The following is a 12,271-nucleotide window of genomic DNA, read 5'->3' as shown; positions in this document are numbered from 1 at the left end:
CCTAAACTCGATCCATGCCAGAGATCGACATGAAGCCCCGGAGCCGCGACGTCACCGACGGGATCGAGGCCACCGCGGCCCGCGGCATGCTCCGCGCCGTCGGCATGGGCGACGAGGACTGGGTCAAGCCCCAGATCGGCGTCGCCAGCTCCTGGAGCGAGATCACCCCCTGCAACCTCAGCCTCGACCGCCTCGCGCAGGCGTCGAAGGAGGGCGTGCACGCAGGCGGCGGCTACCCGCTCCAGTTCGGCACCATCTCCGTCAGCGACGGCATCTCCATGGGCCACGAGGGCATGCACTTCTCGCTCGTCTCCCGCGAGGTCATCGCCGACAGCGTCGAGACCGTCATGATGGCCGAGCGCCTCGACGGCTCCGTCCTCCTCGCCGGCTGCGACAAGTCGCTCCCCGGCATGCTCATGGCGGCGGCCCGGCTCGACCTCTCGTCGGTCTTCCTCTACGCGGGATCCATCGCCCCCGGCTGGGTCAAGCTCTCCGACGGCACCGAGAAGGACGTCACGATCATCGACGCCTTCGAGGCCGTCGGCGCCTGCAAGGCCGGCACCATGAGCCAGGAGGACCTGACCCGCATCGAGAAGGCCATCTGCCCGGGCGAGGGCGCCTGCGGCGGCATGTACACGGCCAACACGATGGCGAGCGTCGCCGAGGCCCTCGGCATGAGCCTCCCGGGATCCGCCGCCCCGCCGAGCGCGGACCGCCGCCGCGACTACTTCGCGCACCGCTCGGGCGAGGCCGTCGTCAACCTCATCGCCCAGGGCATCACCGCGCGCGACATCATGACCAAGGAGGCGTTCGAGAACGCCATCTCCGTGGTCATGGCGTTCGGCGGATCCACCAACGCCGTCCTCCACCTCCTCGCCATCGCGCGCGAGGCCGAGGTCGACCTCCAGCTCTCCGACTTCAACCGCATCGCCGACCGCGTGCCGCACCTGGGCGACCTCAAGCCCTTCGGCCGCTTCGTCATGAACGACGTCGACCGCGTCGGCGGCGTCCCCGTCGTCATGAAGGCCCTGCTCGACGCGGGCCTCCTCCATGGCGACGTCATGACGGTCACCGGCCGCACCATGCGCGAGAACCTCGAGTCGATGGACCTCGCGGAGCTCGACGGCACGGTCATCCGGAAGATCGACGACCCCATCCACGCGACCGGCGGCATCAGCGTGCTGCACGGCTCGCTCGCCCCCGAGGGCGCGGTCGTGAAGACGGCCGGCTTCGACCTCGAGGTCTTCGAGGGCCCGGCCCGCGTCTTCGAGCGCGAGCGCCAGGCGATGGACGCCCTCACCGAGGGCCGCATCTCGAAGGGCGACGTGGTGGTAATCCGCTACGAGGGCCCCAAGGGCGGCCCCGGCATGCGCGAGATGCTCGCCATCACGGGCGCCATCAAGGGCGCCGGCCTCGGCAAGGATGTACTACTCTTGACGGACGGTCGATTCTCAGGCGGCACAACCGGACTGTGCATCGGCCACATGGCTCCGGAAGCGGTGGACGCAGGTCCCGTCGCCTTCGTGCGCGATGGAGACCGGATCCGCGTCGACATCGCCGCTCGCACGCTCGACCTACTGGTCGACGAGGCCGAGCTCGCCGCCCGCCGTGAGGGGTGGGCACCTCTCCCGCCGCGCTACACGCGCGGAGTCCTCGCCAAGTACGCCAAGCTCGTGCACTCGGCCGCCGAGGGCGCGATCACGGGATGACCCCCTCCTCACCTCCAGCTCCCTCTCCCAGGAATCGCGCACCCATGCCAGCTCTGCCCACCCCGCCCCCCACGCCGCAGGCGCCGACCGCCCACCAGGGCGACGAGATCCTCACCGGGGCCGAGGCCGTCGTCCGCACCCTCGAGCTGCTCGGGGTCGACGACATCTTCGGCCTGCCCGGCGGTGCCATCCTCCCCACCTACGACCCGCTCATGGACTCGACGAAGCTGCGCCACATCCTCGTCCGCCACGAGCAGGGCGCCGGCCACGCCGCCGAGGGCTACGCGTCCTCGAGCGGACGCACGGGCGTCTGCATCGCCACCTCCGGACCCGGCGCGACGAACCTCGTCACCGCCATCGCGGACGCGTACATGGACTCGGTGCCGCTGCTCGCGATCACGGGCCAGGTCTTCTCGACCCTGATGGGCACCGACGCCTTCCAGGAGGCCGACATCGTGGGCATCACGATGCCCATCACGAAGCACAGCTTCCTCGTCACGCGTCCGGAGGACATCCCGTCCACCATCGCGTCGGCGTACCACATCGCGTCCACGGGCCGCCCCGGTCCCGTGCTCGTCGACATCACGAAGGACGCGCAGCAGCTCGAGGCGCCGTTCCACTGGCCGCCGAAGATCGACCTGCCCGGCTACCGTCCCGTCGTCAAGGCGCACGGCAAGCAGATCCAGGCCGCCGCGCAGCTGCTGGTCGAGGCGAAGAAGCCCGTCCTCTACGTCGGCGGCGGCGTGATCCGCGCGAAGGCGCACGAGGAGCTCCTCGCGCTGGCCGAGGCGGTCGGCGCCCCCGTCGTCACGACCCTCATGGCGCGCGGCGCGTTCCCCGACTCCCACCCGCAGCAGCTCGGCATGCCCGGCATGCACGGCACGGTCCCCGCGGTGCTCGCGCTGCAGGAGTCCGACCTGCTCGTGTCCCTCGGCGCCCGCTTCGACGACCGCGTCACCGGCAAGGCGTCGCTCTTCGCGCCGCACGCCAAGGTCGTGCACGTGGACGTCGACCCGGCCGAGATCTCCAAGATCCGCATCGCCGACGTCCCCATCGTGGGCGACGCGAAGGACGTCATCGCCGACCTGGCGGTCGCGTTCCGCGAGGCGAAGGCCGCGTCCGAGGTCGAGCAGGACATCGCCGACTGGTGGACCTACCTCGACGGCCTCCGCGAGGAGTTCCCGCTCGGCTACACCCCGCCCGAGGACGGCCAGCTCGCGCCGCAGTACGTCATCCAGCGCATCGGCGAGATCACCGGTCCCGAGGGCGTCTTCGCCTCGGGCGTCGGCCAGCACCAGATGTGGGCGGCGCAGTTCATCAAGTACGAGCGCCCGAACTCCTGGCTCAACTCCGGCGGCGCCGGCACCATGGGCTACTCGGTGCCCGCCGCGATGGGCGCCAAGGTCGCCCAGCCCGACCGCCACGTGTGGGCGATCGACGGCGACGGCTGCTTCCAGATGACCAACCAGGAGCTCGCCACCTGCACGATCAACGACATCCCCATCAAGGTCGCGATCATCAACAACTCGTCGCTCGGCATGGTGCGCCAGTGGCAGACCCTCTTCTACGAGGGCCGCTACTCCAACACCGACCTCAACACGGGCGGCGGCACCCGCATGGTCCCCGACTTCGTGAAGATGGCCGACGCGTACGGCGCCCTGGGGATCCGCGTGACGAAGCCCGAGGAGGTGGACGACGCGATCCGCCTGGCGCTCGCGACCAACGACCGCCCCGTCGTCATCGACTTCGTCGTCAGCCGCGACGCCATGGTGTGGCCTATGGTCCCGCAGGGCCTCAGCAACAGCGCCGTGCAGTACGCCCGCGATCACGCGCCCGACTGGGACGACGACCTCGCCGAGACCGGGAGGACCGAGAAGTGAGCCACATCCTGAGCCTCCTGGTGGAGGACAAGCCCGGCCTCCTCACCCGCGTCGCGGGGCTGTTCGCCCGCCGCGGGTTCAACATCGAGTCCCTCGCGGTCGGCTCGAGCGAGATCGAGGGCCTGTCGCGCATCACCGTCGTCGTCGACGTCGAGGCGCTCCCGCTCGAGCAGGTGACCAAGCAGCTGAACAAGCTCGTCAACGTCATCAAGATCGTCGAGCTGGATCCCGGCCAGGCCGTCGAGCGCGAGCACCTGCTCGTCAAGGTGCGCGTCGACAACACGACCCGCTCGCAGGTGCTGGAGGCCGTGAACCTCTTCCGCGCCCGCGTGGTCGACGTGGCCACGGACGCGCTCATCATCGAGGTCACGGGCGACTCGGGGAAGGTCCAGGCCCTCCTCCGCGTGCTCGAGCCCTTCGGCATCAAGGAGCTCGCGCAGTCGGGGCTCCTCGCCATGGGCCGGGGATCGAAGTCGATCACCGACCGCGTCTTCCGCACCGCCTAGGACGACTCCCGGCGGCGCGCGGGCGACAGCCGCTAGGCTCCCCGCGCGTCGCCCGAGGCACGCACGCACGTACCGCACGACCCACGCCCCGCCCGAGCGCGGGGCAGCCGGGCACGACCGCCCCTCGCCCTTCCCGCGGGGACGACAGAACAAGGAGATCCATCACGTGACTGACATCGTCTACGACAAGGACGCCGACCTCTCGCTCATCCAGGGTCGCAAGGTCGCCGTCATCGGCTACGGCTCGCAGGGCCACGCGCACGCGCTGAACCTCCGCGACTCCGGCGTCGAGGTCGTCATCGGCCTCAAGGAGGGCTCGTCGAGCCGCGCCAAGGCCGAGGAGCAGGGCTTCGAGGTCAAGACGCCGGCGGACGCGTCCGCCTGGGCCGACGTGATCGTCATCCTCGCGCCCGACCAGCACCAGCGCGGCCTCTACGCCGACAGCGTCCGCGACAACCTCACCGAGGGCAAGACGCTCGTCTTCGCGCACGGCTTCAACATCCGCTTCGGCTACATCGAGGCGCCCGAGGGCGTCGACGTGATCCTCGTCGCCCCCAAGGGCCCGGGCCACACCGTGCGCCGAGAGTTCGAGGCCGGCCGCGGCGTCCCCGTCATCGTCGCGGTCGAGGTCGACGCCTCGGGCAAGGCGTGGGACCTCGCGTGGTCGTACGCCAAGGGCATCGGTGGCCTCCGCGCCGGCGCCATCCGCACCACCTTCACCGAGGAGACCGAGACCGACCTCTTCGGCGAGCAGGCCGTCCTCTGCGGCGGCACGTCGCAGCTGGTGCAGTACGGCTTCGAGACGCTGATCGAGGCGGGCTACCAGCCCCAGATCGCGTACTTCGAGGTGCTGCACGAGCTCAAGCTCATCGTCGACCTCATGTGGGAGGGCGGCATCGCGAAGCAGCGCTGGAGCATCTCCGACACGGCCGAGTACGGCGACTACGTCTCCGGCCCGCGCGTCATCACGCCCGACGTCAAGGAGAACATGAAGGCCGTCCTCGCGGACATCCAGTCGGGTGCCTTCGCGAAGCGCTTCATCGAGGACCAGGACGCGGGCGCGCCCGAGTTCCTCGAGCTGCGCAAGAAGGGCGAGGAGCACCCGATCGAGTCCACCGGCCGCGAGCTGCGCAAGCTCTTCGCGTGGAACAAGGCCGACGACGACTACACGGACGGCTCGGTCGCCCGCTAGCCGTCGCCCCACCCGCTCCACCGGACGCCCGGTCGCCTCGTGCGACCGGGCGTCCGTGCGTCCGGGCGGGGTGGGCGGGAACGGACGGGGCCCGGGAGCGTGGAGCGGGCGTCCGGATCCGAGCACGTACCATCGGGGGATGCCCCGCACCCCCGACGACGACGCCCTCAGCTGGGCCGGCGAGGAGGCGGATCCCACGCTCGCCCGCTCGCCCGAGCCGCAGCGCGCGGTGCCGCGCCGCCCGACCGGCGGCGGATCCGTCGGCGCTCCCGCCTCCGAGCCGCAGCGCGCGTCCGCCCTCGGCGCCACGGCCGCGCGGCGGGCCGCGGGCTCCCGATCCGATGCCGATGCCGCCGCCACCGCGGGATCACGCGGCCGCCTCGTCGACGACGCGGACAGCGCCCCCGAGGCGTCGCCCGAGGTCGTGGGGCTCGCGTTCTTCGGCGCCGTCGCGATCCTCGAGGCCATCGCGTGGTTCTTCGTCGTCCGCGACAACCCGTCGAGCGCGGGATCCGCGTTCCAGGTCGGCGTCGCCCAGGCTACCGAGGCGCTCACGGTCCTCGCGCCCGTGCTCTGGCTCGCCGCCGTGGTGGTCGCGGCGCGCGGCATGCGCCTCGGCCTGCGCATGGCGGTGCTCGCCGCCGGCGCCGTCGTCCTGTTCCCCTGGCCGTGGCTGGTGACGCGATGAGCGCCGAGCGCACGGAGTCCGCCACCGGTCCCGCCGTCGCGCGCCCGCGCCGCGGCCGTCCGACGCGGGCCGGCTGGATCGTCGGGATCCTCGGGGCGCTCGCCCACGGGATCCTCGTGTGGCAGGCCGTCGACCAGTACACGGCGTTCCGCGACATCGCCACGGCGTTCGGCGGATCGCTGCGGCCGGGCACCCTCGCGGCGCTCGTCGGCGCGATCCTGGTGCCCGTCGTCGCGTTCGTCGTCGCGGCGGCCGCCACGCGCCGCCGGCCCGTCGCCGCGCGCGTGCTCGTCATGCTCGCGGGCCTCGCGGCCGCGAGCGCGCTGACGGTCGGGCTCGCCGAGCTGCTGCCGCTCCTCTAGGAGCGAGCCGCGAGAGCGGCGGACCGCGAGCTAGAGCGGCCAGCCGGCGAAGAGCACGAGCGCGATCAGCACGACCTGCGCCACCAGGCGCGGCACGAGCGGGATCGCGATGCGCCCGAAGCGCTCCGGGTGCCGGGCCGCGTGCGCGTTCGCGGGGAACACGGCGACGAGGAACACGGCCAGCGCGATGCCCGCCGCGAGGCGCACGGGCTCCACGAGGAGGCCCACGCCGCCGGCGATCTCGCACAGGCCGGTGAACCGCACGAGCGCCAGGGGAGAGGGCACGCCGGGCCGATGGAAGGACGGCGGGATGATCTCCGCCATGACGCGCGCGGCCTTCGGCGCGAAGTGGTTGACGCCCATCACGACGAAGACGAGGGCCAGCAGGATCCGCACGGCGAGCTGGATCGCAGCCCACGTCACATCGCTCATCCGCCCATTCTGGGGCCACTAGCATGTGAGGGTCCCAGCCGCCCCCGCCCGAAGGACCGCCTCTTGACGAAGCCCGTCGTGTTGATCGCCGAAGAACTCTCGCCCGCCACCGTCGACGCCCTGGGGCCCGACTTCGACGTCCGATCCGTCGACGGCACCGACCGCCCGGCGCTGCTCGCGGCCCTCGCGGAGGCGGACGCCGTGCTCGTGCGCTCCGCCACGAGGATCGACGCCGAGGCCATCGCCGCGGCGCCCCGCCTCCAGGTCGTCGCTCGCGCGGGCGTGGGCCTCGACAACGTCGACATCAAGGCCGCGACCACCGCGGGCGTCATGGTCGTGAACGCGCCGACCTCGAACGTCATCTCGGCCGCCGAGCTCGCCATCGGCCACATCCTCTCGCTCGCGCGCTTCATCCCCGACGCGAGCGCGTCGCTCAAGCAGGGCCTCTGGAAGCGCTCCTCCTTCACGGGCGTCGAGCTCTACGAGAAGACCATCGGCATCGTCGGCCTCGGCCGCATCGGCACGCTCGTCGCCCAGCGCCTCGCGGGCTTCGGCGCCACGCTCGTCGCGTACGACCCCTACGTCACGCCGGCCCGCGCGCAGCAGCTCGGCGTGCAGCTCCTCCCGCTCGACGAGGTGATGCGCGTCTCCGACTTCATCACCATCCACATCCCCAAGACGCCCGACACCACGGGCCTCATCTCCACGGAGCAGTTCGCGCTCGCGAAGCCCACCCTGCGCATCGTCAACGCGAGCCGCGGCGGCATCATCGACGAGGACGCGCTCTACACGGCGCTCAAGTCGAAGCGCATCGCGGGCGCCGGCCTCGACGTGTTCGTCAGCGAGCCGCCCACGGGATCCCCGCTGCTCGAGCTCGACAACATCATCGTCACGCCGCACCTCGGCGCCTCCACCGACGAGGCGCAGGAGAAGGCGGGCGTCTCGGTCGCCAAGAGCGTGCGCCTCGCCCTCGGCGGCGAGCTCGTGCCGGACGCCGTCAACGTCGCCGGCGGCGTCATCGACCCGTACGTGCGCCCCGGCATCCCGCTGATGGAGAAGCTCGGGCAGGTGTTCTCCGGCCTCGCGCACGAGGCGCTCACGAGCATCGACGTCGTCGTCCGCGGCGAGCTCGCCGGCTACGACGTCAGCGTCCTCAAGCTCGCGGCGCTCAAGGGCGTCTTCACCAACGTGGTGAGCGAGAACGTCTCCTACGTGAACGCGCCGCTCCTCGCCGAGCAGCGCGGGCTCGAGGTGCGCCTCATCACCGACGCCGTCTCGGAGGAGTACCGCAACGTGCTCAGCATCCGCGGCGCGCTGTCCGACGGCACGCAGGTGTCGGTGTCGGGCACGCTCACGGGCACCAAGCAGATCGAGAAGCTCGTCGAGATCGACGGCTACGACGTCGAGGTGCCGTTCAGCCGCCACCTCATCGTCATGAAGTACGAGGACCGCCCCGGCATCGTCGCGGTCTACGGCAAGGAGTTCGGCGACGCCGAGGTCAACATCGCGGGCATGCAGATCGCCCGCCAGGAGGCCGGCGGCCGCGCGCTCAGCGTCCTCAGCGTCGACTCGCCCGTGCCGGACGGCGTGCTCGAGAACGTGCGCCGGGCGATCCAGGCCACGTCGCTGCGCGAGATCGACATCGCCGACTGATCCCGGTCGGACGGACCACCGCGAGGGCGGCTGCTGCGGCGGCCGCCCTCGCGCCGTGTCCGGGCGGGCCCGTGCGGGTCAGCCGCGGGTCGAGCGGAGGCGCACCAGGTCGTCGACCACGCGGATGAGCTCGTCGAGCGCGTCGTCGGCGGGGGCGGATCCGCCGAGCCACGGCTGCAGCGCGGAGTTGTAGTAGAGGCCGTCGCCGATGAGGAGCACGGCGCGTGCGACGGCGGGGTCGCCGACGGCCTCGAGGATCACGGCGGCCCACTCGTCCTGCAGGTGCGTGAGCGCGTCGCGGGCGCGCGGGTGGTTGCCCTGCGCGAGCCGGCTGGTCGCGACGTAGGCGCGGTCGAAGGGGGTGGCGGTCGAGAGCGAGCCGCGGATCCACCGGTCCACCGGGCCGCGCTCCGCCTGCCGCAGCCGCTCGACGTCCTCGCGGGCGAGCGCCGACATGCGGGCGAGGAGGCCCTCGACGAGCGCCTCCTTGCCGCCGAAGTGGTACAGCAGGCCGCCCTTGGAGACGCCGGCCGCCGCGGCGACCGCCTCGAGGGTCGTGCCGCGCTCGCCCTGCTGCACGAGCAGCTCCTCGAAGGCGTCGAGGATGCGGTCGCGGGCGGTGCCGGCGGTCGCGTCGGGGGCGGGGTCGTCGGGCGGTGCGTCGGGCATGTCCCCAGCGTAGCCGCGATGGCTTGCCGACTGTACCGACCGGACGGTACAGTGATCCCGGCCGCCCCGCGGCCCCGTCCGCGCGCCGCAGCGCCGTCGCCTCCCGACGTCAGGAAGCCCCGTCATGTCCACGCCCCGCACCGACTCCGTCCCCGTGACCGCGCCCGCCCGCGCGGGGCGCCGCCAGTGGGCGGCCCTCGTGGTCCTCATGCTCCCGGTGCTGCTCGTCTCCATCGACAACACCGTGCTGAGCTTCGCGATGCCGTCCATCGCGCGCGACCTCGAGCCGTCGGGCGCCGCCCAGCTCTGGGTCATCGACGCGTACCCGCTCGTGCTCGCCGGCCTCCTCGTCGCGATGGGCAACATGGGCGACCGCTACGGCCGCCGCCGCCTGCTCATGATCGGCGCCGCCGGCTTCGGCCTCGTCTCCGCCCTCGCGGCGTTCGCCACCGACGCGTCGCAGCTCATCGGCGCCCGTGCCCTGCTCGGCTTCTTCGGCGCCATGCTCATGCCGTCCACGCTCTCGCTCCTGCGCTCGATCTTCACCGACCGCAAGCAGCGCCGCCTCGCCATCGCGATCTGGGCGTCGGGCTTCTCCGGCGGATCCGCGCTCGGCCCGCTCGTGGGCGGCGTGCTGCTCGAGCACTTCTGGTGGGGATCCGTGTTCCTCGTCGCCGTGCCCGTGCTGCTGCCGCTGCTGATCCTCACGCCCGTGCTCGTGCCCGAGTCGAAGGACCCGGCGCCCGGCCCCATCGACGTGGTGGCGATCCTGCTGTCGCTCGCGACCGTGGCGCCGATCGTCTACGCCATCAAGACCTTCGCGACCGAGGGCGTCACGCCGCTCGCGATCGCGGCGCCCGTCGTGGGCGTCGCCGCCGGGATCCTGTTCGTGCGGCGGATGGCCCGGGCCCGGAACCCCATGCTCGACGTAGGGCTGTTCCGCGAGCCCGTGTTCACGGGCGCGGTGCTCGTCAACCTGCTGAGCGTCGTCTCGCTCGTCGGCTTCCTCTTCTTCGTCACGCAGCACCTGCAGCTCGTCGCCGGGCTGGATCCGCTGGCCGCCGGGTTCGCGCTCATCCCGGGATCCGTCGTGGTCATCGTGTCGGGCCTCGTGATCGTGCCCATCGTGGCGCGGGCCCGCCCGTCGCGCGTCGTCGCCATCGCGCTCGCGTTCTCCGCGGTCGCGTACGTGCTGCTCGCGGTCACCGGGCGGGGCGCCTCGGTGGGCCTGCTCGTCGTCGCGTTCTGCCTGCTGGGCGCGGGCATCGGCGCGTCGCAGACGATCTCGAACGACCTCATCATCGCGGCGGTCCCGCCGGCCAAGGCGGGCGCGGCGTCCGCGGTGTCGGAGACGGCGTACGAGGTGGGCGCGGTGCTCGGCACGGCGGTGCTCGGCAGCATCCTCACCGCGAGCTACCGCACCGGCCTCGTGCTGCCTGGCGGGCTGTCGGAGGGCGACGCGAGCGCCGCGCGCGAGACGCTCGGGGGAGCGGTGTCGGTGGCCGACCGCGTGCCGTCCGACGTGGGCGCCGCGCTGCTCGAGTCGGCGCACACCGCGTTCGACGGCGGCGTCGTGACGACCTCGATCATCGGCGCCGTGCTGATGGTGGGCGCGATCGTCATCTCGCTCACGAGCCTGCGCCGCGCGAGCTCGCACGACTGAGCGCGGGTCGTCCCGTGATGCACGTCGGGCCCGTCACCACGAGGTGACGGGCCCGACGAGCGTGCGGGGGAGGGATCAGACGATGTTGTCGTCCGAGCGCTCGCTGCGCGTGATGCGCTGGCCGGTGGCGGGGTCGATGCGCGTGCGCGTCTCGCTGACGGCCGTGCGACGGCGGGCGAGGAGCGCGACGCCGATGATGATGACCAGCGCGCCGCCGCCCATCAGGATGTAGCCGACCAGCTGCAGGTCGACGCCGGGGACGGTGACGTCGACGGCGAACGCGAGGATCGCGCCGACGACGACGAGGAAGATGCCGAGTCCGATGCTCATGGGGTGTCCTTCTGGTCGGCCCGTCGGGCGATCGGGTGGGTCCACCGTAGCGCGCGGGTGCCCGCGGCGGACGGGTAACCTGGCCCGACACCCACCGAGCTCCGGGAGGATCCATGCCCCGCACCATCTCGCTCGCCGTCGTCCCCGGGGACGGCATCGGCCCGGAGGTCGTCCACGAGGCCCTGCGCGTGCTCCGGGAGGCGGTCCCCGCGGACGTGTCGCTCGACACCACGCAGTACCCGTTCGGCGCGGGCCACTTCCTCGAGACCGGCGAGATCCTCACCGACTCCGACCTCGCCGCCCTCGCCCGGCACGACGCGATCCTGCTCGGCGCGGTCGGCGGCGACCCGCGCGATCCGCGCCTCGCCGGCGGCATCATCGAGCGCGGCCTGCTGCTCAAGCTCCGCTTCGCGTTCGACCACTACATCAACCTGCGGCCCACCGCGCTGCTGCCCGGCGTCGCGTCGCCGCTCGCCGCGCCCGGCGAGGTCGACTTCGTCGTCGTCCGCGAGGGCACCGAGGGTCCGTACGCCGGCAACGGCGGCGTGCTCCGCCGCGGCACCGAGCACGAGATCGCGACCGAGGTGTCCGTCAACACGGCGCACGGCGTGGAGCGCACGGTCCGGTTCGCGTTCGAGCTGGCCGAGAAGCGGGATCGCGGGCGCGTCACCCTCGTGCACAAGACCAACGTGCTGACCTTCGCCGGATCCCTCTGGCAGCGCACCGTCGACCGCGTCGCCGCGGAGCACCCCGGCATCACGGTCGACTACCTGCACGTCGACGCGACCATGATCTTCCTGGTCACCGACCCGTCCCGCTTCGACGTCGTGGTCTCCGACAACCTCTTCGGCGACATCATCACCGACCTCGCGGCGGCCATCTCGGGCGGCATCGGCCTCGCGGCGTCCGGCAACGTCAACCCGACGGGCGCGTTCCCGAGCATGTTCGAGCCGGTGCACGGATCCGCGCCCGACATCGCCGGCCAGCAGAAGGCCGACCCGACCGCCGCGATCCTCTCGGTCGCGCTCCTGCTCGACCACCTGGGCCTCCCCGAGGCCGCCGCGCGCGTCACCGCTGCGGTCTCGGCCGACCTCGCGGCACGCGCCGCGGGCGACGCGGCCCCACGATCCACCGCGGAGGTCGGCGACGCCATCCTCCGCGCCCTCTCCACGAACCACTGAAGGACC

Annotated in this window: 12 protein-coding genes; 9 read left to right on the top strand and 3 right to left on the bottom strand. The window is 72.4% G+C overall.

Annotated features, from left to right (window positions below; all coding sequences use genetic code 11):
• Window positions 1-14: 14 nt before the first annotated feature.
• The 6 genes from ilvD (at window position 15) to ACMT9T_RS04700 (ending at window position 6,337) form a co-directional block, all read left to right on the top strand.
• Window positions 15-1,709, top strand: coding sequence for a dihydroxy-acid dehydratase (gene ilvD, locus ACMT9T_RS04725; protein ID WP_414744463.1), 1,695 nt, complete (start codon window positions 15-17; stop codon window positions 1,707-1,709).
• A complete protein-coding gene (locus ACMT9T_RS04720; RefSeq protein ID WP_116054711.1) occupies window positions 1,706-3,589 on the top strand; it encodes an acetolactate synthase large subunit in 1,884 nt (627 codons plus the stop codon). The genes ilvD and ACMT9T_RS04720 overlap by 4 nt, the downstream gene beginning before the upstream one ends.
• On the top strand, window positions 3,586-4,095 hold the full coding sequence (gene ilvN / locus ACMT9T_RS04715) for an acetolactate synthase small subunit (protein ID WP_116054713.1): 510 nt from the start codon (window positions 3,586-3,588) through the stop codon (window positions 4,093-4,095). Before ACMT9T_RS04720 ends, ilvN begins: the two co-directional genes overlap by 4 nt.
• 166 nt (window positions 4,096-4,261) lie before the next feature.
• The gene (gene ilvC / locus ACMT9T_RS04710; RefSeq protein WP_414744462.1) at window positions 4,262-5,287 is read left to right on the top strand and encodes a ketol-acid reductoisomerase; all 1,026 of its coding nucleotides are present in this window, start codon (window positions 4,262-4,264) and stop codon (window positions 5,285-5,287) included.
• 139 nt (window positions 5,288-5,426) lie between these two features.
• Window positions 5,427-5,975, top strand: coding sequence for a hypothetical protein (locus ACMT9T_RS04705; protein ID WP_414744461.1), 549 nt, complete (start codon window positions 5,427-5,429; stop codon window positions 5,973-5,975).
• A complete protein-coding gene (locus ACMT9T_RS04700) occupies window positions 5,957-6,337 on the top strand; it encodes a hypothetical protein (protein ID WP_414744460.1) in 381 nt (126 codons plus the stop codon). The genes ACMT9T_RS04705 and ACMT9T_RS04700 overlap by 19 nt, the downstream gene beginning before the upstream one ends.
• A gap of 30 nt (window positions 6,338-6,367) precedes the next feature.
• Here the strand turns inward: ACMT9T_RS04700 and ACMT9T_RS04695 are convergent, their stop codons facing one another.
• A complete protein-coding gene (locus ACMT9T_RS04695; RefSeq protein WP_414744459.1) occupies window positions 6,368-6,769 on the bottom strand; it encodes a DoxX family protein in 402 nt (133 codons plus the stop codon).
• A gap of 63 nt (window positions 6,770-6,832) precedes the next feature.
• Between ACMT9T_RS04695 and serA the strand changes: the two genes are divergently transcribed.
• Entirely contained in the window at window positions 6,833-8,422 is a 1,590-nt protein-coding gene (gene serA / locus ACMT9T_RS04690) for a phosphoglycerate dehydrogenase (RefSeq protein ID WP_414744458.1), read from the top strand.
• 78 nt (window positions 8,423-8,500) lie between these two features.
• Here the strand turns inward: serA and ACMT9T_RS04685 are convergent, their stop codons facing one another.
• Complete coding sequence (locus tag ACMT9T_RS04685; RefSeq protein ID WP_414744457.1) at window positions 8,501-9,091, bottom strand: TetR/AcrR family transcriptional regulator; 591 nt, start codon at window positions 9,089-9,091, stop codon at window positions 8,501-8,503.
• Window positions 9,092-9,215: 124 nt separating this feature from the next.
• On the opposite strand from ACMT9T_RS04685, the gene ACMT9T_RS04680 reads away from it, so the two are divergent.
• A complete protein-coding gene (locus tag ACMT9T_RS04680) occupies window positions 9,216-10,754 on the top strand; it encodes an MFS transporter (protein ID WP_414744456.1) in 1,539 nt (512 codons plus the stop codon).
• 75 nt (window positions 10,755-10,829) lie between these two features.
• Here the strand turns inward: ACMT9T_RS04680 and ACMT9T_RS04675 are convergent, their stop codons facing one another.
• Window positions 10,830-11,084 (bottom strand): DUF6458 family protein, encoded by a 255-nt coding sequence (locus ACMT9T_RS04675; RefSeq protein ID WP_043670588.1) that lies wholly within the window; start codon window positions 11,082-11,084, stop codon window positions 10,830-10,832.
• A gap of 113 nt (window positions 11,085-11,197) precedes the next feature.
• On the opposite strand from ACMT9T_RS04675, the gene ACMT9T_RS04670 reads away from it, so the two are divergent.
• On the top strand, window positions 11,198-12,265 hold the full coding sequence (locus ACMT9T_RS04670) for a 3-isopropylmalate dehydrogenase (protein ID WP_414744455.1): 1,068 nt from the start codon (window positions 11,198-11,200) through the stop codon (window positions 12,263-12,265).
• The last annotated feature ends 6 nt before the right edge of the window (window positions 12,266-12,271 follow it).

It is taken from the genome of Clavibacter vidaverae (assembly GCF_047529985.1).
In the GTDB taxonomy this organism is placed as follows: Bacteria; Actinomycetota; Actinomycetes; order Actinomycetales; family Microbacteriaceae; genus Clavibacter; species Clavibacter nebraskensis_A.
Note: the sequence above shows the minus strand (reverse complement) of the source record. Positions and strands in the feature narration are given on the sequence as shown.